Genomic DNA, 23,746 nt, shown 5'->3' on the forward strand with positions numbered 1-23,746 from the left:
TTATAATGAAGTTCCCAAAAAATGTCAATGGGTTCTTCTTTTTACTCTACTTTATTTTATTCTCTATTCATTGTTGTAGTTCAGCTATTTAATCAGTTGCTACGTAAATTGATTCGTTTAAAGCAGTTCACTTTTTTGGAAGCTTTTTCAATAATTTATAGATAAGTCTGATGTCACATGGTATACTCAATTAGTTACAAATATACTAGATGAAACGGGGAGTTCAAATGAAAAAAAGTATTTTATTAACGGTTGGGGTTAGTCTCTTTTTAGTAACAGGATGTAATGCAGCAAAGAAAGAAGATACTAGCAAGTCCAGTGGTTCAAAAGCTTCAACAGAAGTGACTAGTTCCACAAAAAAAGAAACTCAAACAACACCAAAATCAATTGATATAGTCGCTAAAGGTACGTATTCAGTGGGAACGGATATAAATCCTGGTAGCTACTATTTCGTTTTAACAGAACTAAGCCATGGCGATAAAGATACCGATAAAAATGCATATGTCACAATAGAAGTGACTGGAAAAGATTATCTGTTCGAAACATTTTATGATGTTAATGCTAAACAGAGGTTTAAGTTAGAAGAAGGTCAAGAGGTTCGCTTTAATGACAATTATTCGCCAAAATCATGGAAAGTGAGCCTACTGACTGACTCAGATTTCCAAAAATATATGGACAATTCTGCAAAAGACTCATCTGAAAGCACAAGTTCTAGCTCTAAAGAAACACCGCCTTCTACTTCTAAAGAAGAAACAAAAGCATCAGAAAACACAGACTCTACAGCCTTTAAGCCTACTGATGTATCCGATGAAACGATAAAATCAATCAAAACATATGACGATTACTTAACTATGTATCAGTCAATAATCAACAATTATTTAGCTGAGTATGAGAGTGCAATCAAAGACACAGTATTATATGATCAAGCCGCATTTGAAGAACAAAAGAAACAGTATGAACAATCTTTTGATAGCCAGAAAAAACAATACGGTGATTTAGGAAATAAAAAATTAGTTGGAAAAGATTCCTTAGTTGAATTTTTGATCAGCTATCGTGATGGCCTTGCTCAAACAACAGCGAGCCTAAAAGAATCATTACAATAAACCTCTACTAAAAATAAGGAATCATCCTCAATGAAGGACGATTCCTTATTTTGATTGGTTTTTCACCGATTACTTTTTCACTGAAACAACACTCACTCTATTCGGGAAAATAATTACCTTTCAACTTTGATTACTTTTCGATAGAGATAGTCATTAGGATCTAGTTTTTGATTGGCAGACACGGCATGAAATGAATGAAAATAACTTGATAAAGGCAACATCTTCTCAATTAAATGCATTTTCTCACCTGTCTCCTTTGTTAGTTTCACAATTGTTCTATCCTCCGTTAACTCAAAACGAGTTTTTTCCGTATCAATCATTAAACCAAACATATTTGCGCCTTCTATTTTATTTTTGATTTGACGTCCAGATTCATTTTCTTTGATCACCAATTCATTGCCCCATCGAAAAAGGCGTCGTGTTCCCGCGCCTACAGCAAATTCCCATTGATCTTCCGACAATAAACTAAACCCTTCTCGTTTAAGTGCTAATTTCAGTTCCTCATGAGTATAATCTGAATGACTATAAACAAAGTAATAGTCAGACTCAGGTAAAAATTCTAAATAAAATTTATTTTTTTCTAAAAGAGAGCGAGGGAATGTCCAAGTTAGACTTTCAGAAGCCGATAAAACTGGAAATAGCCTGTCACAGATTTGTTTCTCATATGGCATAAATTGTTCTATTTCCCCTTCAAAAGTTCCTGAAACAGTATCAAAAATCCCTAAAAACTCTGTCCCCGCTGGTAATGCATATTTTTGAACAAACATTGCTGGGACGCTGACTTTTCTTAGATCCGTAGTATAATCATTTATATAATCAGAAATGCCTTCTAAGGAAGTGAAGTCATAACTCGTTTCTTCTTCATTCCAATTCTCAACCGAATCAATTGTCTCATTTGTCAAAGTGGTTTTAAACGTAGTATTTGCCAATTGGTTCACATCAAAGTCCATTAACTCATGAGCACGTAACCCTTCCGCTCCTAAATCCCATCCAAGGATTGCTTCAGTATTACCCGGAATAAAGACAAATAATTCACCATCAAACTCTAACTCAAACGTACGGCACTTGATTCCATATAGTTCAAAGTCCACTAACTCGATCGTATTCACCTCAATTGTTGGCGGAACAAAATACATCAATAACTGGTGTAAAAGAGCTTCTTTTTCAGCATCTTTCAAGTTCTTCCAATGCGCCCATTCAATTTGTTCAAATAGGTCCACGTCAACCCCTCCTCGTCTATTTCAAAAATATCTGCTATGATTAAGTATACCATTGAATGATTCTTTCATTAAGAAAATTATTTGGAGGCACAATATGCATACTCACTTTGGTTGTGAACGCTGGCATCAAGCCGCAGCCTTCGCATTACGCTATGACGTTTTTGTTTTAGAACAAGGAATTACCTTACAAGATGAATTTGATGACTTAGATACAAATGATCGATTTTATTTTGTTGTCTATGAGCAGTCTTTCGCTCTTGCAACCATTCGCTATCAGAAAAAAGATACCTACACGATTCAGCCAGACCGTTTTTGCGTAAGAAAAGACGCACGTGGAAAAGGGATCGGGAAACAATTACTTTTGACATTAGAAGAAAAAGCTGTTGCAGATGGCTTTAGCTTTAGTTGTGTCTCTGCTGAAAAATCAGCTTTAACCTTTTATGAATCGTTAGGCTATTCTGTCACTTCTGATGAATACATCGAAGATGGCATCCTCTGTGTTGAAATGCTCAAAAAAATAAGCAGCTAGAATGAACGATTCATCTAGCTGCTTATTTTTATTTGTAACTATTCTTTTTAGCTTTTTTAGCCGTTCTTGTTTGTTGACGACGTTCAACTTTACGTTTTTGTTTGTTACTTGCTGAAATCGCCCATTCAATTTTTTTCTTGTATCCTGGTTTGATTTTTTTCTTTTTCTTTTTAACCAAACCAATCAAAGTTGGATCTTCTAAAGCATCTTTGGTTTTTTCACGTTTTGTACGACGATTTCGGTCATAAGTGTCGACCAATTCACCATTTTTGATTTCCTTAGGCTGAAACTTGATACCGATTTGCTCAACTTCGGAAATTGCTTCCTCATCAGCTGGAGAATACAATGTGATCGCAGTACCATCTAACCCATTTCTGCCTGTTCGACCAACACGGTGAATAAAGAAATCCAAATCACTTGGTACTTCCGCATTGATCACATGAGAAACGCCTTCAATATCGATTCCTCGTGCAGCCAAATCAGTTGCTACGACATATTGAAATTCAAGATCTTGCACTTGACGCATTACACGTTTACGTTCTCTTGGAGAGATATCGCCATGAATTTTTGCTACTTTCAGCCCTTGATCTTTTAAATAATCCGTAATTTCATCTACGCGTTGTTTGGTATTAGCAAACACGATCACTAGATACGGATGACCAATCGTCAATAATTGGTAAATTAGACGATTTTTGTCTTTCCCTTTAGTTGAAATCAACCAATTATCAATCGTTTCAGAAATAATATTCTTTGGTTGAATATGCTCTATAACTGGATTCTCCATATACTTCTTCAAGAATGGTTTTAATTTTTCAGGAATTGTCGCAGAGAAAACCAACATTTGCAGCTTATCAGGCAAACGTCCAGCAATCTGATCGACTTCTTCTAAAAAGCCCATGTCGAGTGTCATATCCGCTTCATCGACAACAAACGCAAAAGCAGTATGGGCTTTTAATGCTTGTTCATTCATCAAATCTAAAATACGACCTGGCGTTCCAATTACCACATGAGGTTGTTGATTCTTTAATTTTGCGATTTGACGTTGTTTGTCTGTTCCTCCGACAAAGTTCGTCACACGCATTTCAGGTTGACTGAATTTTGCGATTTGAATTGCTTCTTGATAAATTTGATTTGCTAACTCACGACTTGGTGCCGTGATCAAGATTTGTACCTCATCTAATTGAGGGTTAACTTTATTCATCAATGGTAATAAAAATGTATGGGTCTTGCCGCTTCCTGTTTGGGATTGACCGATGACACTTTTGCCTTTTTTAATCACTGGGATCAATTTTTCTTGTACTTCTGTTGGTTGTTCAAACCCTTTATCCGCTAGTGCTTCCATGATAAAATCGTTGAATTGAAATTGTTTAAATGAACTCATTTACCTCACCTCTTTCAAACTTGTTGTGTAAGTCCTCATGCATTATACCACAAAAAGTGCGATTCCTTATTGATTTTCTACATTTTCCTCTCTTTTTATCGTGCTGATCGTATAGGTATGGCTCGCCTTTTCATAAAATAATCGACGCTTCTTTCTAACCAATACATACAGAACATTAATGAAAAATAGTAATAACAGAAACGAGCAAAATAGAAACAACATAAAACTCACTAACTGCAACATCCGATTACTAGAATTGAGTAAATCAGCTAAACTCGTCATGTAAGAACTGATCAAACCATAAACAACATACAAATAACCATACCGGATAAATAACGCTCTGAAACGAATTTTTTCATGCCCTTCTTCTACAACTTGAATACGCACAACTTTCTTGCCGATTGTTTCCCCATTCGTAACTTTAGGTAGCAACATAAACACTATAAACACTATAGCGAAAAACCAGACTCGTCCTTCTAATGCAGGATATCCCACAAACCATTGTTTGTATTCTGGGATTAAATTGAGCGTAAACATCCCAATCGCTTGCACAATCGAAATCACAAACCAATCGATCAAAAAAGCCACAAAACGCCGAAATAAACTAACGGATTGCCCTTTTTCATAGGCGGCTTCATCCAACTCGTCTCTTGTTGGAAATAAAAAGGTCAACATCGGTGTAATCGCATAACCGACAATTCCACCAAACGTATTATTGATCAAATCATTCACGTCCGCTAACCGATAAGGTCTAGGATAAATAAAATACAACCCGCTCAACTGCGTTAACTCAAAAAACAGTGACAAGAGAAAACTTGCGAGAACTACTTTTTTGAATGAAAGTTTGTAATAATAACGTAAATACACCCCAAAAGGAACGAGCAACAGAACGTTGAAAACCGGCTCCAACACGACGCCTTGCCTTAACGCTGGGATAAAGGTACTTGGATCATGAATATTCAAGACCGTCTCTTGCATAAAACGGTTAACAAAATAAAACGGCCGCAATTCTAACATTTGGCTCGTATATTGCGCTACCTCAGCTCGAGGCGGCAGTGGTAAAATAATTAAAAAATAAGCGCATAGTAAATAGAAAACAAATGAATAAAGTATTAGTGCTCTTCTGAATAAAAATGTTCCGTATTTCCGGTATTCACGAATCACAAGCACAAATGAAATCGCAAAGGCTAAAAAAGGAAAAACGATTATCGCAGTTTTGATTGGTGCTGCATAAGCTGACATTTAGAACTCACTCCTTCTTCTTTAGTTTAGTAGAAAATAAACACTTTGTCATTTGTAATAACTATAGCTTTAACAAAAAATATATTTTGCAAATTGAAAAAATTGCAGTATGATTGAGTCATGGAACAACGGATAGTTGTATTTCTAACAAATTATATTATTCAATTTTTACATACGGAGGCTTTTCTATGTTAAATCCATACTTTGCTTTTGGCGTCCCCATCTTTCTACTTTTTTTATATGTTGTATTTGCTATTATTAGAAAAAAAAGCAAGCTGCATTATATCGGATTCGTTCTTTTACTGATCTCATCCTTTATGATGGCGTTTAGTTTTCAGGTGCTACAAGGGTTATGGACTTTGGAAGACAGTCATGCTACTGAACAACTAGAAACATTAGGCTATGCACCAGAAATACTGTGGCTTCCACTCATTTTAGGTGCAATATTGGCACTTCTCAACCTTTGGAGAGGTGTAAAAAGAGTGAAATCTTTTCGGGAAGAATCCAATTAAAAAGCAAATAAAGAGCATGTAGCTGGAATGAGGATACTTCTTCACTCCAGCATTTTTTAATTACAAACGTTCATTGTCTTTTACAGTAGCCACTTGCTATAATTAAGACCATCATTAAATAACGGAGGTACATTTATGGATATCTGGGAAACATTGTATGAAAAAGCGAAAAAAGAATATTATCCCACAGAAGTCACGCCATTTATTTATGCACACCATGTAGTCAGTGCTTTAGAAAGTGAAAACGGCGAAATTTACACTGGTTTTTGTATTGAAAGTTGCAGTGGCGTAATGGATTTATGTGCTGAACGGACAGCCGCTTTAAATATGTATATGAATAGTGGTCAAACCGTTATAAAACGTATCATCACCTTTCGCAGTGAAGCACCTGAAGGACTGGGCGGAATGCCCTGTGGCGCTTGTAGAGAACTATTGCTACAGTTTTCACCTAAAAATAAAGATACAGAAATCATGGTTGATTATCAGAAACGAGAAACGATTACGCTTGAAGAGCTAGTTCCAAATTGGTGGGGTTGGTCGAGGTATGAAAATCAATAGGTTCTAACATTTGCGAAAAAGGGCTAAAAAAACGTGAAACAATACGCTCTCACTTTCTCTTATTAATTACGCACTATTTAGGTTTTTTTCATGAAAATAAAGTTCAAAAAATTTCTTCTGTTCCCGTTGAGCTAGCATATTCAATTCGGTATACTTAAGTCGTAGAATAGAAATGAAACGAAGGAAACTTTTCCTAGTTTAAACGATAATTAAATAATCATTGGCACTTTTTCAATGGACTGCCAATCCAATGAAAAAGAACATTGTAATGACAGCCCAAACTGCCGGAACAACTTGCCATAGTGCGAGAAACAAACTCGCTTGTTTTGTTGTATCTGACTTCTTTTTAGATACAACAGACAGGTTTATTTGTTGGACTATTGTCAACGGTATTGGTGGAAACTGATATCGTTTTTTTCTATTCTGCTACTCTTACATGGGAGGTGAATAGTTTACACATCGTACAAGCATAAAACAGAAAAAATAGGCACTTTATCAATTGGCGCCAACCGATTGATAAAGTCCTGCATAGACAGCCCAAACTATCTATACAAGTTGCCCATTGCTAGTTCCGAAGTTCTAGCTTCTTTATTGTACCGAACTTTTGTCTGAATTTCTAGACATGATTGTTATTTTTCGGTCGTTTAGCTAAACTTTTCTCGCATTGGAAACGATATTGGTAGTTGTACGCTGCTTGTATCGTTTTTTTGTATCGTTTCTCACATTATTTTGAACAAAAGAAAGGAAGATTTTTTATGAAAAAACCAGTAAAATGTGTTAAAGCAATTCCTTATCAGGATATTTTAGATATAAAAGAAGTCTTAGAAAGAATGAAATCTTTGGAAAAAGCGTTGTTATTATTGAATGATTTTTTCAGTGACCAAAATATACCTGTGAACAAAAAGAAAATCATTCGTGACTATTATGCTTGTGGGAAAATTTATCACAGCTATTTTAAGGAAATGGAAAACATGTTGAATATTTTAGAGAAACAGATTTGTGTTCTTACTGAGAAACAGTCGATTTCTTGCTGATTAAATAGCAATCAATAGAATCGAAATAAAGCTTACGAACCATTTGTGCGGTAATCATTTAGTTAGATTCATTGAGGCTGGTATATGATTCGTAGAATTATTGCTCAGCCTCAAATGGGTTTTAACTTGAAAAATTATAGGGCAAGCTAACCTTACAAATGATATTCGATGATACTTCCGTGTTAAATGAAGCCAAAATGTAATGGTTATTCCACTGACAATTATCACTTTCCTAGAGTTTTTTCTTAGAATTTTTAGTATTATCAATTGACAAAACCACTCATTAGTTTTGCACTAATGTTCTAACCAAAATGTATTATCACAACATTCATTTACTAACTTTTTATTATGAGAAATAAAAAGTACACTCATTTCCTGCTGTTTTTTTAGTAAATGAATAATTCTCAATTCATTGATTTTATCCAAACTTGCTGTTGCCTCATCACAAATCAGTAACTTAGGTTTTACTAATAACGACAATGCAATACAAACTCGCTGATATTGACCACCGCTAAGTTCTCTAGGGCGCTTTATTAATAATGATTTTGGCAAATGACAGTCATCTAAAACTTGCTTAATACGTAAATTTTCATTTGATTTATCTACTAATCTAAATTTTCTCAATGGTTCCTGAAGGATTTTTTCAATTTTTTGGGTAGGATCAAGTGCATTTCGGGTATATTGAGCGACCAATTGAATGTTTTGCATCCATTGACGCAACTCATATTGCTCTTGCTTTTGTCCGTTTAAATAAATTTCCCCTTCAGAATATGTTTCCAAACCTAAAATAATTTTAGTCAACGTGGATTTCCCCGAACCATTTTTTCCTATGACACCTACCCACTCACCTTGATTTATGACAAGGTCAAGATTTTGAAAAACAATTTGTTCTTTATAGGTTTTGCTTAATTTATCAATCTTTAATAAACTAGAATTCTTATTCAAATATCTGAATCAACTCCTTCGTATACTTTTCACTAGGATTGCTAATAACTTGCTGGGTCTCTCCAACCTCGATAAGCTGCCCATCTTTCATAATACCTACATGTGTGCTAAATTCTTTGACGATGGTCAGATCATGTGTAATAAAAATAATCGTTAAGTTTTTTTCTTGGTAAATCTTCCACAAAAGAGCCAAAATCATTTTCTGACTTACTTCATCTAGCGCACTTGTTGGTTCATCTACTATCAAAATCTCAGGTTCGGTAAGTAACGCACTCGCAATGGCAACTCTTTGACACATCCCACCACTCAACTCAAATGTGCGTTTATCTAAAATAGAATCAACCGAATCAAAACCAACCCACTTTAAAAGTTGCTCAATTCGCACTTGCCTAACTTCTTTATTTTCTATGCCTTTTGATTTTAATAGTTGATGCAGCTGGGTTCGTATCGGTATATTCCTTTGCATACTGCCTATTGGATCCTGTAAAACCAAATCCATTTTTTCTCTATCTGCCTTAATTTTACCCGTTACGCGAAAATTAGCAGGCAGTAAATTCAAGATCATCCGACTCAAAAGGGTTTTCCCCCCACCACTTTCTCCAATAATTGTAAAAAATGCTCCTTTGGGAATTTTTAAAGAAATTCCTTTTACTATTTCTTGATTTTTCAAAAAAGCAGAACAGTCAATTAATTCAATCATAAACTACACCCCATTTTTGATTGATCTTTTTGCTGATTCTTTGCGTTAGTAAAACAATGCCGCTTAACAAAATACCAGGAAAAATAAAAACCCAAGGTGCAACGAAAAAGTAAGTTTTCCCATCAAAAAGAATTGTACCAAGTTCAGGTGTTGGTGGCTGTATGCCGATACCTAGAAAGGACAAACCAGAAATACTTATCAGTATTTTGCCTAAATCCGTCGTAAACAAAGACATTAATTCTGCCACTAAATTAGGTAAAATATGATAAAACAACGTATGAAATGTAAATGAACCTCTTAATGGCGCTAGAAGAACAAACTCTTCCGTTTTTATATTCAACACTAAATTTCGAATGTAGCGAATATATTTTCCAGAGCCACTGATAATTAAAGCTGCCATTACAGTGAAAATCGAATTAGAAAAAAGGCCTGCAAAAACGAGAGCGAGAATCATCGAGGGAATACTTATCATCATGTCCGCAACTATTGTAATGACTAAATCAATAAACCCACCAATCAAGCCTGCACTACCACCTAAGAGAAGACTGATTAAAACAATGCCAATTAGAACCAGAAGAGCGATACTCAATGAATAAAAACATCCATAAATAACGCGACTAAACAAATCTCTACCTAAGTAATCTGTTCCAAACCAATGTTGCCAACTAATTCCTTGTAAGCGACACTCTTTATCAATCAGGTAAGGATTTTTTAAATTCAAAAAGACAACTAGACTAACAATGATAAAACAGATTAATTGAACAATCCTTTTCATTCTTTCCCCCCTTGATTTATAACGACTCTACTATCTACTTTTTGAATAGCAAGATCAATCAAGTAATTCAGTATAAATGTTCCACAAGCAACAACTAAAGTGATTCCTTGAATGACCGGATAATCCCGAGTTGAAATAGCATCCATCAGTAGCTTTCCAAATCCAGAAATACTAAAAATAATTTCTATCATCACACAGCTACCAAACAAGTGAACCAAACTTGTTCCATACAGAGATATTAATGCTACAAATAACTCATTCAACTGGTAATAATACCGGTAGTACCACTTGATCCCTCTAAATTTGGCCAAAACTTGCCGTTCACTTTTAGCCACAGTCGCAACTAAATCGCTGACCATTTTTGTTAAATAACTCCCTTCAGCAAAACTAATAACTAAAACAGGTAGAATCAAATGACGAATAGAGCGACTGCCAACAAAGGGAAACCAATTCAGCTGAACACCAAAAATAAAGATAGCTAAAATTGCTATCCAATAAATTGGAAAAGATAACAAAATCGAAAGTATCTGTTTCGTCCACTGATATGACGAACTATTCCCAATAACTCCACCAATTAAAAGCGAAAGAACAATACAAAGAATAAAAGAACTACTCATTAATCTAAAAGTAACGAAGAATTTTTCTAGAAGTAGTGTTTTCACAGGAAGATTATTCATAAATGAATGACCTAAATCACCTCTTAGAGTATTTAGCAACCAGTGAACGTATTGATCAAAAAAATCCCCCTCGATCCCAAGTTTTGTTCGCGTTTCTATAATTACTTCGGGTGATAAGGTTTGAACGCCAAGTTTTCTTAGCACACTTAATGCCGGGTCACCTGTTGACAAATAAAGTAATCCATAAAGTATAAAGGTAAAGAGCAACATACTTATAAGTAACCGTAGGGTTTTCTTCAAAAAAATGTACGTAGACATTTAGTTCACCGCTAATCTCTTGAAATCAATCGGCGCATCAGATAAACCTGAATACTCAAATGTAGAAATTTTTTCAGATGTTACAAAGTTTTCATCCTTGTATTCAATTGGTATTGCTAGAGTTTCTTCAGATAGACGAGCAAAAATGTTATTAAAAATGTCTTGTTGTTTTTCTTTATCGTTGGTTGTTGCATAATCATTTAATAAATTAGTCAGTTTTTCATCATTTGCCAAAACACCGTGCGTTCCTGCTTGGTTTTGAAATAATGAGTTCAAAAAGTTATATGGAAGCAGCGCATCTGTATACGTTCGATAAAAAATCAAATCATATTTTTTAGTTTTCCATAAAACATCATAATAGCTTTCTTTATCTAAAATCTGAATATTTAACTTAACACCAGCATTTTTAAGTTCGCTTTCAATAACTTCTGCCTTTTCTTTCCATTCGGGAAATTCAGTTGTTTGTATAACTAAGGTAAATTGTAGCGTCTCATTTCCTTTCTCATAATAGTTATTTTGATTGAGCTTATAACCTTGGCTTTCAAAAATTTGTTTTGCTTTATCTAAATCATACGAAGTATTGTGCTGATTTTCTTCCGTTACATATTGTACATTCTCGCGAAATAATCCGGCTAACTTTTTATCAGATAGCTCAGATTTGTTGATTGCTGCTTCTATCCCATTACGAATGGTGGCACTTAGCTGAGAATTATCTGGATTAAAGGCTAAAAAATGTGACATCGTTCCAGTAAATTCATGAACATTGTATTTTTTATCTTTTTTTAAAGAGGAAATTTCACTATCAGTAATATCCCCTAATGTCCCTCCAGCAATATCTATTTCACCACTTTTGAGTGCTAATGAGCGAGAGCTACCATCTTCAATTGTCTGAAATGTTACATTATAGTTGACTGGGGTTTCATGATTAAAATATGGATTGGCTTTCATTACCGTCTGTTCATCTGAACTTTCTTCCACGACAAAAGGTCCAGAACCAATTGCTTTTTTAAACTCTCCATCAATTTTCTGATTCTCTACCGCATTTGGGCTCATAATTCTTAGTGGTCGTGTTTGACACAACTCTGAGAGAACTTGATTCGATACTTTCGTAAATAGCATCTCGACTGTATTTTCATCAATTACCGTGATTTTTTCAAGATTTGTTAAAGTTTGTAATGAGGTTGTTTCATTGTTATATTTCGCGCGCTCAATCGTAAATTTCACAGCTTCAGCGTCTACTTTACTTCCATCAGAGAACTTGCTATTCTTTTTTAAATGAAACGTATATTTTTTCCCATCCTCAGAAATATCCCACGATTCGGACAATCCAGCTTTGAATTCCCCTTTCCCTGCATACTCAATCAGTGGCTCATACACTGCTCCATATAATGCCATAGCTGCATCATAAGATGTGGCATCTAATAAATCTGCTTTCCCTTCATTGGATATAGCAATATTAACCGTTTTTAGTGCTTGATTGTCGTTATTTTTATCAGTTATAGCCGTACAACCAACTAGACAGACTAACCCTAACAATAGACCCATCATTTTAACTCTTTTCTTCATTGCTTTTCTCCTTTTTTTGTAGCTTTAATCAAGTAAGAATTCTCACAAGACAAAATATAATCATCCACTGATAGGTAAAATTCTCTGTAATGTGTAACTTGATAGATTGGTTCTCTATATTCTTTTATCAATTCTACTGAAAAGCCTTGCTTTACAAGACTATCTACAACTTCTGTCAACGTCTTGTTTTGCATTTTGGTTGCACCATATTTATCTATTTTTTCCTTCATATACTGCATACTAGGATTTTTGGATTGGTCAGAAAATGAAGCATAGTAAACACCTTCATTTTTTAAAACAGCTGATATTGTCTCGAAATGTGAATCTAAATCTTCGATTAAGTATAAAACAGATGTACTAATTGCAGTATCAAACTTGGTGTCTAAAGTTGTGACATCGTCTGTGTTGATATAATGGATTGGGTAGTCTGCCACTCGACTTTTTGCTACTTCAATTGCTTTTTTTGCCAAATCCACTCCATAAGCATTACTAAATGGAATTCGATCATGTAAATGCCGCAAAAAACCACCTTGATTACATCCAAAATCTAAAATAGTTCTATTCTGTATATCCTTTTTGTCAATTAAATCAATTACGTTTTGCCAACCTTCATAGTGACTATTTTCCATTTCCTGATCCCCATGACTTCCCTCTTGCCACCAATTTTCATACGTTTCCATAAAAACTCCTCCTTCAATTGAGAATGATTCTCATTATCAATTATTGCATAACACAAATTTACTTTCAAGATATAATTTTATGATGTACCTATTTTATATAAACAACAAAACTCTGTCTTTATATTGAACTATTTTTATACTTTCATACTCTTTCTCCTTTCGATTAAACAAACACAAAACGTAATGAGTGCGATTTGATCCAAAAAAATATATCAGTTGTTCAGAATAAAGTCAAGCCTCGAAAAAAAAAAACGTAAAAAAATCTAAATGATTTTTCTACGTTCTCTTTGAAAATAGTGATAATTATATTTTTTTTACAAACTCAGATTTCAATTTCATCGGACCAAACCCATCAACTTTACAATCGATATTATGTCCATCTGCCGCATCAACCACTAAACGAATACCTTTCACTTTCGTTCCTTGTTTGATTGCACCACTTGCCCCTTTGACTTTTAGGTCTTTAATAACTGTCACGTTATCGCCATCAGCTAACACATTGCCATTTGAATCTTTAATAACAGCTGCTGTCTCTTCTGTAGCATCTGTTGCCGACCATTCATGTGCGCATTCTGGACAAATCATCATGCCACGATCCTCATAAGTATATGTTGAGCCGCATTCAGGGCAACTTGGTAAATTTTCCATTTAAATTCTCCTTCATTATCGTTCTCTTTTAAAGTGTTATCACTTCATTTTAGCGTACTTCTAAACGAAAGAAAAGAACCATTATATTTACAAATAGTAAAGTTAATTGGATTTATTTACTTTCTTTGCCTTTTTCAACGTAAGAAAGATCATTGACACTATCAATCGTGTATTTACCGTCTTTATAGGTTACTTTTGACACACTCGCATTTTTCAATCCGCCATCAGGCAACTCAGCATTGGCATCTAATTCACCTAATAACGTAATAATGCTCATGCCATGAGAAACGACTAAAACATTGTTCGCTCCCTCTTTTTCAGCATCTTTCACAATATCATCTAATCCAGCTTTTAAACGAGTGACGATTGTTTTACTATCTTCTGCTGGCCAATTCACGCCTTCTTCTACATTTTTCTTATCTAAATCAGATAACACATCGGCAAATTCGATAATACCTTTATAAAAACCGACTTCTTTCATCCACTCATTGTATTCTTCATAAGTTTTTCCTTGTTCTTTTGCCACTGCTGTCAGCATGTCTTCGTTCATTAAGCCTTCATACGTCCCAAAATTATATTCTCTTAAACGTTTGTCTTTCGTCATTTCCTTCATCATTTTTTCTTGACCATTATTTTTTAAGACTAACTCAGCCGTTTCGATTGCTCGTCCACTATCACTTGTCACGACTTTATCAAACGTAACATCAGACAGCCCTTTACCCAACTGCTCCGCCACTTCAACGCCAGCCGGTGTTAATGGTGCATCGATCCAACCTTGGGAACGATCGACCGTATTCAACATTGTTTTACCATGACGAGCAAGGTAAATCACGACTTCCGAGTTGTCTTTTTCTTTTGCGTCAGCTTTCTTTTCTTCTTTCGCAGTCCCATTACTGCACCCTGCTAAAACCATTGATAATAACGCCATACCAACCAACATCTTTTTCAATTTCATTATTTTTTCTCCTCCGTAACATGTTATTTTTTGTTAAAAGAACGAGATAGGTTTGTTCTAAAAAAGAAAAAACCCAACTATACCAAAGAAATTCTTTGGCACAATTAGGTTTAGCTTGTCATAAACAATCACTATCCGCTATTCAACTACTCTTAGTATAGCGGATAAGAATCGAAATGTAAATGCTTTCATCCTTTATTTTTATACGTTTTGCATAACTGTTGGATCTCGGTATAAATTTCATCAACTTCTTTTTGATTTTTGGCATTGGCACCACTTGCTAATGGGTGACCACCACCATGATGTTTTTTAGCTAACTCATTTATGACAGGTCCTTTTGAACGTAACCGGACACGATAATATCCTTCTGGCTGTTCCACAAAAATCCCCCAAGCTACTACGTTCTCAATGGCGCCTGGTAACGAAACAATGGCTGCTGTTTCTGAATCGACAATGCCATATTCGTTAAGTAAAGATTGCGGTAACATAATTTTAGCTGCACCAAATTCGTCAACATAAATGTTTTGATAAACATATCCAGCCAATTTAGCTACACGCATCGGCATTTTTTCTAATTCACGATTTAGGTCTGCAGCGCTAAAATCATATGCCATTAATTCAGCTGCTACTTCCAGTGTATGCGCTGTTGTTGCAGGATATAAAAATCTACCTGTATCCCCAACAATACCCGCATACAATAAACGAGCCGCATTATTGTTCATCGTCAGTTCATCTTCATTAAGATGATAGAAATCAGCAATAATTTCACTGCAACTACTTGCTTTTGTATTGACCCAAACTAAATCACCATATGGATCATCGTTTGGATGATGATCGATTTTGATCAATTCGGCTCCTAAATTATAGCGCTCATCACTGATTCTAGGTGAATTCGCTGTATCTGTAACAATAACTAATGCATTTTGGTAGGTTGCATCCGTTACATCATCCATTTTTGCTAAAAACTCTAAGCCCTCAACAGAACCACCTACCTGATAAACTTTCTTGTCTGGAAAACTCGCTCTTACTATTTCCGCTAAACCAACTTGTGAACCGATTGCATCTGGATCTGGTCGTTGATGGCGATGAATAATAATGGTTTGATACGCTTTTATTTTAGTTAAAATTTCTTTTGCAACATCCATATTCTACTTCCTCCTAAGTCCGTTCCATCACTTGGCAGACCACAATTGCTTTAGCTACAAGAGCATTCTCTAAGTACACTTCAATATCTAATTTAGCGGATCGACGTCCGATTTCTAACACTCTTGGTCGGATGTCTAACTCGCTTTCTAATTGAATCAAACGTAAATAGTGTAAACTCATCTGTTCGATCAAGACATTTCTTCTCTGATTTGTAATCATCGTTCGCTGTGTTACGTTTGCAATAATTTCACTTAATACACCAAATGAAATCGTTCCGACACTGTTGACCATTTGAGGCGCAACTGAAAATTTAAATTGTAGTTCCCCCGATTTATTTCCATCTTCAACTGGCATGACTTCCCCAGAAATTTGGTCAGAAATCGTATCTGCAATTTGTGGTTGACGCTGAACAAGTTGCATAGCTTTCATCACGTCTTGCCTAGAGACAAATCCAACTAAAGACAAATCATCCTCAACGACTGGCATCACTTCTAGCCCATCCCAAATCATTTGATGACTGACACTGGCTACACTCATCATTTTTTTCACAACGATTGGGTCTTTTGTCATCACTTTGTCCATCGCCAAGGTCTCTGCTTTTCCTAAAACATCCTTAGCTGTAATAATCCCTACTAAACGCAGGCTCTTATTCACTACTGGAAAACGGGAATGATGCGTCTTTTCAGAAAGCTTTTGATAATCAGCTATCGTGTTTGTTGAAAAGAGATAATTGGTTTTTTCCAACGTTGTATAGATATCACTAACGAGCATAATATCTTTTTTGATCAGTTGATCACTTAATGCGCGATTGATCATTGTCGCCACAGTAAAAGTATCATAGGTTGTTCTTAACACAGGCATTTCCAATTCATCTGCTAGTTCAGCAATTTCATTTTCCGTATCAAAACCACCAGTGATCAAAACAGCAGCTCCATTTTCTAAAGCTAATTTTTGAACACCTTGACGATTCCCCACAATCATCAATGAACCAGGCGTTATGTAGCGAGTCATTGCATTTTCAGTCATTGCTCCAATGACAAATTTATTCAAAACCTTATCTAAACCGGCAGATCCGCCTAAGACATCTCCTTCGATAATTCGAACAACTTCACCAAAGGTCAGTTTCTCGATATGTTTTTTTAATTTACGTTCGATCCTAATCGTGCCAACCCGTTGAATAGTTGAAACCAACCCAATATTTTCAGCATCTTTGATTGCGCGATAAGCTGTTCCTTCACTAACGCCTAAATTCTTTGCGATGCTTCTAACAGAGATACGGTCACCAATTGGCAGCCCTTCAATATACTTTAATATTTGATCATGTTTTGTAGCCATAATATCCTCCTCAATTGAACATTTAGTGTCTGATCTAACTCGATTGAACTTAAAAATAATATTTTTTCAATGCGCTTAGTATGAAAAAATTGCACAAAAAACGATAGAACGTTTTCTTATTAAACTCATCAATCTGTTTCGTTGGTTGGAAATTTATGTCTCAATTATTAATACATCGCTCTACTGTTACGCCTCATTTGCACAGGTCTAACTTTGTACTTGATCTGTTTTAATTCACTCTAGGTGAATAATGAAACAGATTTAACTTTTCCAATGATAGACTTCACTTAAAAAGTATAACAAAAAAACACAGATTTTAGTACAGTTATTATACTTTTATTGTAACAGAAGTTAAAAATAATCAAATAGAAACGTTCCTTCACTTTTGATTTTCCAATACAAGCTCTAAAAATGCTTAGCTTACGCTAGTACGCAACTTGATAATGACTTTTCAGTAATTTTCCACTCCCGTTTTTTCATAAAAAGGAGTATGATAGTAAAGGAATCGTTACATTTTTTTGAGGAGATGGATAAATGGAATCAGTAAATAGTTTTCAAGAAGATACAGAGGTACAAAAAAATCGCTGGTGGATTTTAGTTTCCGTAGCCATGTTTACGTTTATGTCTACACTTGATGCCAGTATTGTCAATATTGCTTTACCAACAATTTCTAAAGATATGAATGTACCGATGAATCAATCAGAATGGATCGTTTCGATTTACTTGATGATTGTCTGTGCGTGTTTATTACTTTTTGGAAAAATTGGTGATAGTTTCGGTAAGATCAAAGTTTACCGTATCGGTACTGTGATTTTTACCATTGGTTCGTTGTTATGTGGCTTTAATCATTCATTGGAATTTCTTTTATTTGCGCGAATTGTGCAAGGAATCGGGTCAAGCATGACTATGGCAACAAATTCTGGCATCATTACGGAAGTTTTTCCGTTTAAAGAACGTGGTCGAGCATTAGGTTCGATTGGAGCGTTTGTTTCGTTAGGCTCGATTGCGGGTCCTGGAATCGGTGGGTTGATTCTTTCACAATTTTCATGGCCATATATTTTTTGGATCAATGTTCCTGTTGGTATCATCACGATTATGATTGGCGAGAAGTTCCTACCTAAAGATATTATTAAAAGCGGAAAAAAAGTTGATATGCTTGGGTTTGGTTTATTTGCTGCGTTTATTATGACATTCTTTGGCGGGATTTTTATCGGCCAAGAAATTGGCTTCAATGCGATTATGTCATTGGTTTTATTTGCTTGTGCCTTCCTCTCATTTATTATTTTTATTCGAGTAGAGAAACGTGTCAGCCAACCATTGATCACATTTTCGATTTTTAAAAACAAGATTTTTACAATGAGCTTGATCACGGCTGTTTTAATTTTCTCCTCTAACTTCTTTGTGAATGTTGTTATCCCTTTTTATTTACAAAATTCTCGCGGCTTGCCTGCTAGTAAAGCGGGATTATTAATGATGGTATTCCCTTTACTGATGGTCGTGGGCTCTCCCATCAGTGGCTTTTTGACAGATAAAATCGGTACAAAACTTTTAACTTTTTCTGGGTTGATTTTACTTTCGATCACCTCTTTGATGTACATGTTTTTAAACCAAGGTACACCACTTTGGTACTATATTTTAGCTACTGGTATTATGGGCTTAGGAAACGCACTTTTCCAATCGCCAAATAATACAACGGTTATGAGTAGTGTGGCCAAAGAAGATTTGGGGGTTGCCGGAAGTATGAACTCTTTTGCTCGGAATTTGGGCATGGTTTTAGGTATTGCTTTAGCAACAACTATTTTGTATAACGCAATGAGCGCTGCATATGGTCAAAGAGTCACTACCTATATCAGTGAACGCCCAGATATCTTTATCTTTGGAATGAGAATTACATTTTTAGGTTCTTTTCTTTTATGCATAACAGCTTTAGGGTTAACTCTATTCCGCTCATTAAAAGCTAGAAAAAGTAAATAAAAAAATGAAACTGAACGCAGATTTTACTGCTTCAGTTTCATTTTTTTTATTCGAGAACAGAATTTTTGATCTATTCCTCGTCTTTGTCATTTTTGATACTCTTGATAAAATTTTCAAACAGTTCTGTGCCGATCCCCATTTTTTTATAATTCTCAAGAATCGACTTTAATTCCATCAATAAGTAGCCGACATATAAAACGTATATTAGACCCACACCCGTTCCACCTGGAATCAACGGTGCTAATGGAATAAAAAACATAAGTAACACCATACTCGCAACTTTTCGTAGTATTCCATTGATCCCTACTTTACTTAAAAAATTAATTGTCGGATTAATTTTTGCGGCTAAACTTCCACTCAAAAAATCGATGATCATTGCTATGCAAATTAGTGTTAAAACATAAATTGCTTTATGGTCTGCATCCACTAAAAAACGATCTAGAAACTCAAACATCTTCATAATTACCACCTTTTCATTATTTATTTCAATTATTGTTGTTTTTGGTGCTCATTCGACTGGCTCAATTTAAATGTCTATTCTCCTCATTTGGCAACCATTTTTTTACCAGTGGAATAAGAATAGTTTACATTATTTTAGGCGAACAAAACTGGCAGTTCTCTCCCATAATAATGTCATTTTTCCATCAAAAGTTTCCCACTCTCATAGGATTCAGCAAAACGGATCATTGCTTTATCAAGTTCACGATAAAATTTACTTTCACTCATATGATGCTTCATGTAAATGGCAATATTTGTTGTAAAATTTCGATCCATATATTTATCATATAATAATTGTCTATCATACTCGTCCAACTGGTTCATCGCGTTTGTAATTTTTATTAGTTCAATTTCAGCAAGATCTTTTCGATCCACTAGTTGTCCACTTTTTTGCGAAAATCGTCCGCTGCCATTTTTCATTTCAAAAGTGTACGCTGTCGTTACTTTTGGTGAACCATTCTCTCCAGCAATTCGGACTAATGCTCGATATTTACCTAGTAAATCATGAACCTTCTTTTTTGTTTTTTTTCGATCAATTTCGGGAAATAATAACATCATTCATCTTCTCCTTTACCTAACGATTTTGTATTTTTATTGTTTCTTATTTACAAGTAAGTAACGCTAAAAAGCCATTACAGTGAATTATTAAGTAGCTATCGCGAATCAACCTTTTTCATACGTTTCATTTAAATTTAGTAAATTTGCTAATATGCGACAAAACAATTGACTAAAAATAGCATTTACGCTATTATATAAATATAGTTAAATAAGCTCTATTCTATTTCCGTCGCTTTCTTTCTTTGAAAGAACTGCTAGAATGGCTTTGCCTAACTATTCACTGATAAATTAGCTTATAAGAACATATTAATAGTTCAAAAGCTAATTGTCAACTAAAAATAGCTTAAAAGCTAATGTTTTTTTCATTAAGCTTATGAAAGGTTGAAAAACATGAGTTTAACTTACAGAATTAAAGAGCTGGCTGACAAGAAAAAAGTTACTTTTGCCGAAATCGAGCGAAATACAGGTATTTCTAATGGACAAATTCGCCGCTGGGATACTTCTTCTCCTAAAATAGAAAATATCCAAAAAGTAGCTGATTATTTTGATGTTTCTACTGACTATTTACTAGGTAGGTCTGAAATCCCAGCTATCAAACAGGCGGATCAGGAAGAAACGCTCTCTTCTCAAATCATGTTTCGAATGAATACAGAAGGTTTGTCCGAAACTGAAGTTGATGAATTGAAAGATGAAGTGAATCGCTTTTTGCGTTTCAGAAGATCTGAAATCGAACGTGAGCGAGAACTAAAACAAGACGACAAGGCGTGATTGGATGACAGAGCAAATTGATGAATATCTTAGTTTTTCAGATAAAATAAACGATTATATCTCGGCGTTGATGGTCGCAAATAATATCGGTTATGAAAATTACGACTGTTCTTATCTTTGGGATTTCGTAAAGTCTAAGGGCGTTTCAATGCGCAGTTTCCCATTCGATGGCGTAGCAAGAGATCGTATTTCTGGTATGATTGTAAAAGACTCTTTAGAGACAACAATTGGTTATAATCAAAACATGAGTGAAAAAAGAAAAAACTTTACCATCAGTCATGAAATTACCCATTATTTATTTCATATGACTGAACAAGACACAATTTTTACTGATACAGACCGGAGTCTACATTATTCTTATAATGAAGTCCTTCATGAATTTCAAGCAAATATCGGCGCTTCTGCAATTCTTGTACCGGATGTTGTGTTTTTCCGTTTCTTAAAAGAGGGGTGGAATTTATCACAATTATCAACTCATTTTGGTATATCCGAAAGTGCACTTTATATTCGTTTGATTCATACGATGCAAGCTAATTTTGGGGTTTCGTATATTGCTGCTAAAACGAATGCAGATACGATTCGGTATAAGTTTGCTAGTAAAGGACAACGTGCGGCGGTTGAACTAGGAACGAATTTAGAAACACGATTATTTAGAACGAATCGATTTATTGAAGCATTGTAGCTATAATAGAGGAATACAAATAGGACTACCATCCGTGTAATGATGGAGGTCTTATTTTATGTAGTAATAAAATCAAAAAACCACCATGACCGTCGTCTATGGTGGAAATGAAGGTTGTTATTTACTCTTGGTAGGAGTAAGTATGAAAAACCAATTCGGGATAATTGGCATGAAGACATACTACCATCCTTACTTAAAATAAAAATGAATGCCTATTTTGTATTTCATAAAAAATCCATGAGTAAACCCTCATATTGAGAACTTCTTATGATTCTATTTCATCTATCTTCTTTCAAACCATATTAGTTCCAACATTTTTATGCCTGTGCTACACTTTTATTAGTACAAAGAAATGTTACCGATGTATTATTTAGCTTTTTGAGCTTGTCTCATTCAGCTTTTAATTATATCTAGCTGCTCAAATCTTACCTTAGGAAAGAGAGTAACGTTCAATAGAATAAAGAACGCTTATCTCCCCATTTCCAATAGGTTAAACGGATTTGATCTGCTTTTAAATTTAGGAGGAATGTATTATGTTAGATCAAGAAAAAGACAACTTAGCTGTTCTATTCTCTGACGAAGTCCAAGGTCCCTTTGTAACATTTATTCTAAATACTCATGTCGCGCATCAAGATGTCGAAAAAGATTCTTTAGCATTGAAAAATTTTGCTAAAGCAGCTAAAGTACGTTTTGAGAAAAAATATACTCATTTATCTTGGGCTCCTTTTCAAGATAAGATCGACGCTTTACTTGCGGACGCCTCTTTTTGGCGTAATGCTACACAAAGTGTATCGATTATTATTAGTGAAAAAGATATTTTCATTCATCGATTAAATGTGCTTGTTGACAACCAATATTACGTTGATGACCGGCCTTATCTTCTAGGTATCATCAAAAATAATCAATTTAACTATCGCTATTATCTAATGGCTTTAAATCGTGATTCTATGCAACTTTATTTAGTTGAAAATAATCAAATCAAAAAAGTTGATTTACCTAGTGATGCACCAACTGATCTTGTTGGCACTTTAGGTGACGAGTTAACTGGCGGTAGTATGAACTACTCTATTCAAGGTGGTGCAGGTTATAATGGCTCTTCTAAAGAGGGCGTTGCTTATCACGGCGTTAATACGAAAGATGAAGAAGTAAAAATCGATTGGACAAACTATTATCAAGCAATCGATAATTTCTTGAAAGACTCATTTGTAAACACTGATAACTTACCTATTCGCTTATATGCTCTACCTGAAAATCAAACACTCTTCAAAAAAATCGCTAAAAATCCTTATCTTGTGACAGACGCTTCTGTTGCACTTTCTCCTGCTCAAGTTTCTTTTCAAGATATTGAAAAAGGCGCACGGAAAATCAATGAAGAATTAGAAACACTCGAAACCGCGGCTTACAATGCTCTGTTAGATAAAAAGTATGTCGATCAACTAGATGATATTGTCCCTGCCTCTGAAGAAGGAAAAATATCTCATTTCTTCATTTCTACTGCAAACTTAGTGAATGAAACAACTGAAATGTCCACAGAAGAATTCGATCGTCGAAAAGCATTGAATAACATTACTGATAATGTTCTTAAAACAGGTGGAACAGTTTTTGTATTAGATCAAAAAGCTGCCCCTGACGAAAAAACATTGCTCGCTATTCTACGTTATTAAACATTATCTTTAGCGATACAATGGACAAGAGCCACTCAACCTAGTTGTTGAGTGGCTCTTTAATTAAGTTGATTAAATATTTTGTTAGCTATAAAACCATGTAAAAACTATCTATTAGTAAGGATAACCTTATTCTCATCTAAACAATCTGAACCCTTCCTACTTTCAAATCTATGCAGCTCCAAGGCTGCGCCTTCGGAATAGATTTCTACGATATAACTCTATCATTACTTTCATATTTAACGCTCAATACCTCTATACTATAACAGAAATAAATTTTTTTTGACAATTAATCTTCATTTCTTAACAAATTTTTATTTTTAAGAGAGATATTACTG

General features: G+C 34.8%; 24 protein-coding genes. 9 read left to right on the forward strand and 15 right to left on the reverse strand.

Annotation, left to right across the window (positions count from 1 at the left end):
* Nucleotides 1-227: 227 nt before the first annotated feature.
* Nucleotides 228-1,103, forward strand: coding sequence for a hypothetical protein (locus I586_RS16885; protein ID WP_010764525.1), 876 nt, complete (start codon nt 228-230; stop codon nt 1,101-1,103).
* A gap of 113 nt (nt 1,104-1,216) precedes the next feature.
* On the opposite strand, the gene I586_RS03625 is transcribed toward I586_RS16885, so the two are convergent.
* On the reverse strand, nt 1,217-2,323 hold the full coding sequence (locus tag I586_RS03625) for a DUF7278 family profilin-like fold-containing protein (protein ID WP_010764524.1): 1,107 nt from the start codon (nt 2,321-2,323) through the stop codon (nt 1,217-1,219).
* Nucleotides 2,324-2,417: 94 nt separating this feature from the next.
* Here I586_RS03625 and I586_RS03630 point away from each other — a divergent pair, with 94 nt between their 5' ends.
* Complete coding sequence (locus I586_RS03630) at nt 2,418-2,852, forward strand: GNAT family N-acetyltransferase (protein ID WP_010764523.1); 435 nt, start codon at nt 2,418-2,420, stop codon at nt 2,850-2,852.
* A 28-nt stretch (nt 2,853-2,880) separates the two neighbouring features.
* On the opposite strand, the gene I586_RS03635 is transcribed toward I586_RS03630, so the two are convergent.
* Complete coding sequence (locus I586_RS03635) at nt 2,881-4,233, reverse strand: DEAD/DEAH box helicase (RefSeq protein WP_010764522.1); 1,353 nt, start codon at nt 4,231-4,233, stop codon at nt 2,881-2,883.
* Between the two features lie 66 nt (nt 4,234-4,299).
* On the reverse strand, nt 4,300-5,475 hold the full coding sequence (locus tag I586_RS03640; RefSeq protein ID WP_010764521.1) for a VanZ family protein: 1,176 nt from the start codon (nt 5,473-5,475) through the stop codon (nt 4,300-4,302).
* 188 nt (nt 5,476-5,663) lie between these two features.
* Between I586_RS03640 and I586_RS03645 the strand changes: the two genes are divergently transcribed.
* The 3 genes from I586_RS03645 to I586_RS03655 all read left to right on the forward strand — a co-directional run bounded on the left by I586_RS03645 (nt 5,664) and on the right by I586_RS03655 (nt 7,579).
* Nucleotides 5,664-5,987 (forward strand): hypothetical protein, encoded by a 324-nt coding sequence (locus tag I586_RS03645; RefSeq protein ID WP_010764520.1) that lies wholly within the window; start codon nt 5,664-5,666, stop codon nt 5,985-5,987.
* A 135-nt stretch (nt 5,988-6,122) separates the two neighbouring features.
* Complete coding sequence (locus I586_RS03650) at nt 6,123-6,545, forward strand: cytidine deaminase family protein (protein WP_010764519.1); 423 nt, start codon at nt 6,123-6,125, stop codon at nt 6,543-6,545.
* A 755-nt stretch (nt 6,546-7,300) separates the two neighbouring features.
* Nucleotides 7,301-7,579: a hypothetical protein gene (locus I586_RS03655; protein ID WP_010764518.1), complete on the forward strand. Its 279-nt coding sequence runs from the start codon at nt 7,301-7,303 to the stop codon at nt 7,577-7,579.
* A 294-nt stretch (nt 7,580-7,873) separates the two neighbouring features.
* On the opposite strand, the gene I586_RS03660 is transcribed toward I586_RS03655, so the two are convergent.
* The 10 genes from I586_RS03660 to I586_RS03705 all read right to left on the reverse strand — a co-directional run bounded on the left by I586_RS03660 (nt 7,874) and on the right by I586_RS03705 (nt 17,264).
* On the reverse strand, nt 7,874-8,524 hold the full coding sequence (locus I586_RS03660; RefSeq protein ID WP_010764517.1) for an ABC transporter ATP-binding protein: 651 nt from the start codon (nt 8,522-8,524) through the stop codon (nt 7,874-7,876).
* Complete coding sequence (locus tag I586_RS03665; RefSeq protein WP_010764516.1) at nt 8,517-9,224, reverse strand: ATP-binding cassette domain-containing protein; 708 nt, start codon at nt 9,222-9,224, stop codon at nt 8,517-8,519. Before I586_RS03665 ends, I586_RS03660 begins: the two co-directional genes overlap by 8 nt.
* Nucleotides 9,217-9,999, reverse strand: a complete 783-nt coding sequence (locus I586_RS03670; protein WP_010764515.1) for an ABC transporter permease — start codon at nt 9,997-9,999, stop codon at nt 9,217-9,219. Before I586_RS03670 ends, I586_RS03665 begins: the two co-directional genes overlap by 8 nt.
* Complete coding sequence (locus I586_RS03675; protein WP_010764514.1) at nt 9,996-10,934, reverse strand: ABC transporter permease; 939 nt, start codon at nt 10,932-10,934, stop codon at nt 9,996-9,998. The genes I586_RS03670 and I586_RS03675 overlap by 4 nt, the downstream gene beginning before the upstream one ends.
* Complete coding sequence (locus I586_RS03680; protein WP_010764513.1) at nt 10,935-12,500, reverse strand: ABC transporter substrate-binding protein; 1,566 nt, start codon at nt 12,498-12,500, stop codon at nt 10,935-10,937. It lies immediately after the preceding gene.
* Nucleotides 12,497-13,180: a class I SAM-dependent methyltransferase gene (locus I586_RS03685; RefSeq protein WP_010764512.1), complete on the reverse strand. Its 684-nt coding sequence runs from the start codon at nt 13,178-13,180 to the stop codon at nt 12,497-12,499. The genes I586_RS03680 and I586_RS03685 overlap by 4 nt, the downstream gene beginning before the upstream one ends.
* 303 nt (nt 13,181-13,483) lie before the next feature.
* Entirely contained in the window at nt 13,484-13,828 is a 345-nt protein-coding gene (locus tag I586_RS03690; RefSeq protein WP_010764511.1) for a zinc ribbon domain-containing protein YjdM, read from the reverse strand.
* Nucleotides 13,829-13,940: 112 nt separating this feature from the next.
* Nucleotides 13,941-14,783 carry a histidine phosphatase family protein gene (locus I586_RS03695; RefSeq protein ID WP_010764510.1) on the reverse strand — a complete coding sequence of 281 codons (843 nt, stop codon included), beginning with the start codon at nt 14,781-14,783 and terminating at the stop codon, nt 13,941-13,943.
* 188 nt (nt 14,784-14,971) lie between these two features.
* The gene (locus I586_RS03700) at nt 14,972-15,928 is read right to left on the reverse strand and encodes a DHH family phosphoesterase (RefSeq protein WP_010764509.1); all 957 of its coding nucleotides are present in this window, start codon (nt 15,926-15,928) and stop codon (nt 14,972-14,974) included.
* A 13-nt stretch (nt 15,929-15,941) separates the two neighbouring features.
* Nucleotides 15,942-17,264 (reverse strand): DRTGG domain-containing protein, encoded by a 1,323-nt coding sequence (locus I586_RS03705; protein WP_010764508.1) that lies wholly within the window; start codon nt 17,262-17,264, stop codon nt 15,942-15,944.
* 534 nt (nt 17,265-17,798) lie between these two features.
* Here I586_RS03705 and I586_RS03710 point away from each other — a divergent pair.
* Nucleotides 17,799-19,238 (forward strand): MFS transporter, encoded by a 1,440-nt coding sequence (locus tag I586_RS03710; protein WP_010764507.1) that lies wholly within the window; start codon nt 17,799-17,801, stop codon nt 19,236-19,238.
* Between the two features lie 70 nt (nt 19,239-19,308).
* On the opposite strand, the gene I586_RS03715 is transcribed toward I586_RS03710, so the two are convergent.
* Nucleotides 19,309-19,698, reverse strand: coding sequence for a phage holin family protein (locus tag I586_RS03715; RefSeq protein WP_139242609.1), 390 nt, complete (start codon nt 19,696-19,698; stop codon nt 19,309-19,311).
* 173 nt (nt 19,699-19,871) lie between these two features.
* Nucleotides 19,872-20,294: an ArpU family phage packaging/lysis transcriptional regulator gene (locus I586_RS03720; protein WP_010764505.1), complete on the reverse strand. Its 423-nt coding sequence runs from the start codon at nt 20,292-20,294 to the stop codon at nt 19,872-19,874.
* Nucleotides 20,295-20,684: 390 nt separating this feature from the next.
* On the opposite strand from I586_RS03720, the gene I586_RS03725 reads away from it, so the two are divergent.
* From I586_RS03725 to I586_RS03735, 3 genes are all read left to right on the forward strand, one after another.
* Nucleotides 20,685-21,062, forward strand: coding sequence for a helix-turn-helix domain-containing protein (locus I586_RS03725; RefSeq protein ID WP_010764504.1), 378 nt, complete (start codon nt 20,685-20,687; stop codon nt 21,060-21,062).
* 4 nt (nt 21,063-21,066) lie between these two features.
* A complete protein-coding gene (locus I586_RS03730) occupies nt 21,067-21,744 on the forward strand; it encodes an ImmA/IrrE family metallo-endopeptidase (RefSeq protein WP_010764503.1) in 678 nt (225 codons plus the stop codon).
* A 533-nt stretch (nt 21,745-22,277) separates the two neighbouring features.
* The gene (locus I586_RS03735) at nt 22,278-23,408 is read left to right on the forward strand and encodes a baeRF6 domain-containing protein (RefSeq protein ID WP_010764502.1); all 1,131 of its coding nucleotides are present in this window, start codon (nt 22,278-22,280) and stop codon (nt 23,406-23,408) included.
* Nucleotides 23,409-23,746: the final 338 nt, after the last annotated feature.

It is taken from the genome of Enterococcus moraviensis ATCC BAA-383, from assembly GCF_000407445.1.
In the GTDB taxonomy this organism is placed as follows: domain Bacteria; phylum Bacillota; class Bacilli; order Lactobacillales; family Enterococcaceae; genus Enterococcus_L; species Enterococcus_L moraviensis.

What these genes read in the sequence shown, in the direction of transcription:
- I586_RS16885 (WP_010764525.1), top strand. Translation starts at nt 228, where the DNA reads ATGAAAAAAAGTATTTTATTAACGGTTGGGGTTAGTCTCTTTTTAGTA.
- I586_RS03630 (WP_010764523.1), top strand. Translation starts at nt 2,418, where the DNA reads ATGCATACTCACTTTGGTTGTGAACGCTGGCATCAAGCCGCAGCCTTC.
- I586_RS03635 (WP_010764522.1), bottom strand. Translation starts at nt 4,233, where the DNA reads ATGAGTTCATTTAAACAATTTCAATTCAACGATTTTATCATGGAAGCA.
- I586_RS03640 (WP_010764521.1), bottom strand. Translation starts at nt 5,475, where the DNA reads ATGTCAGCTTATGCAGCACCAATCAAAACTGCGATAATCGTTTTTCCT.
- I586_RS03645 (WP_010764520.1), top strand. Translation starts at nt 5,664, where the DNA reads ATGTTAAATCCATACTTTGCTTTTGGCGTCCCCATCTTTCTACTTTTT.
- I586_RS03650 (WP_010764519.1), top strand. Translation starts at nt 6,123, where the DNA reads ATGGATATCTGGGAAACATTGTATGAAAAAGCGAAAAAAGAATATTAT.
- I586_RS03655 (WP_010764518.1), top strand. Translation starts at nt 7,301, where the DNA reads ATGAAAAAACCAGTAAAATGTGTTAAAGCAATTCCTTATCAGGATATT.
- I586_RS03665 (WP_010764516.1), bottom strand. Translation starts at nt 9,224, where the DNA reads ATGATTGAATTAATTGACTGTTCTGCTTTTTTGAAAAATCAAGAAATA.
- I586_RS03670 (WP_010764515.1), bottom strand. Translation starts at nt 9,999, where the DNA reads ATGAAAAGGATTGTTCAATTAATCTGTTTTATCATTGTTAGTCTAGTT.
- I586_RS03675 (WP_010764514.1), bottom strand. Translation starts at nt 10,934, where the DNA reads ATGTCTACGTACATTTTTTTGAAGAAAACCCTACGGTTACTTATAAGT.
- I586_RS03680 (WP_010764513.1), bottom strand. Translation starts at nt 12,500, where the DNA reads ATGAAGAAAAGAGTTAAAATGATGGGTCTATTGTTAGGGTTAGTCTGT.
- I586_RS03685 (WP_010764512.1), bottom strand. Translation starts at nt 13,180, where the DNA reads ATGGAAACGTATGAAAATTGGTGGCAAGAGGGAAGTCATGGGGATCAG.
- I586_RS03690 (WP_010764511.1), bottom strand. Translation starts at nt 13,828, where the DNA reads ATGGAAAATTTACCAAGTTGCCCTGAATGCGGCTCAACATATACTTAT.
- I586_RS03695 (WP_010764510.1), bottom strand. Translation starts at nt 14,783, where the DNA reads ATGAAATTGAAAAAGATGTTGGTTGGTATGGCGTTATTATCAATGGTT.
- I586_RS03700 (WP_010764509.1), bottom strand. Translation starts at nt 15,928, where the DNA reads ATGGATGTTGCAAAAGAAATTTTAACTAAAATAAAAGCGTATCAAACC.
- I586_RS03705 (WP_010764508.1), bottom strand. Translation starts at nt 17,264, where the DNA reads ATGGCTACAAAACATGATCAAATATTAAAGTATATTGAAGGGCTGCCA.
- I586_RS03710 (WP_010764507.1), top strand. Translation starts at nt 17,799, where the DNA reads ATGGAATCAGTAAATAGTTTTCAAGAAGATACAGAGGTACAAAAAAAT.
- I586_RS03715 (WP_139242609.1), bottom strand. Translation starts at nt 19,698, where the DNA reads ATGAAGATGTTTGAGTTTCTAGATCGTTTTTTAGTGGATGCAGACCAT.
- I586_RS03720 (WP_010764505.1), bottom strand. Translation starts at nt 20,294, where the DNA reads ATGATGTTATTATTTCCCGAAATTGATCGAAAAAAAACAAAAAAGAAG.
- I586_RS03725 (WP_010764504.1), top strand. Translation starts at nt 20,685, where the DNA reads ATGAGTTTAACTTACAGAATTAAAGAGCTGGCTGACAAGAAAAAAGTT.
- I586_RS03730 (WP_010764503.1), top strand. Translation starts at nt 21,067, where the DNA reads ATGACAGAGCAAATTGATGAATATCTTAGTTTTTCAGATAAAATAAAC.
- I586_RS03735 (WP_010764502.1), top strand. Translation starts at nt 22,278, where the DNA reads ATGTTAGATCAAGAAAAAGACAACTTAGCTGTTCTATTCTCTGACGAA.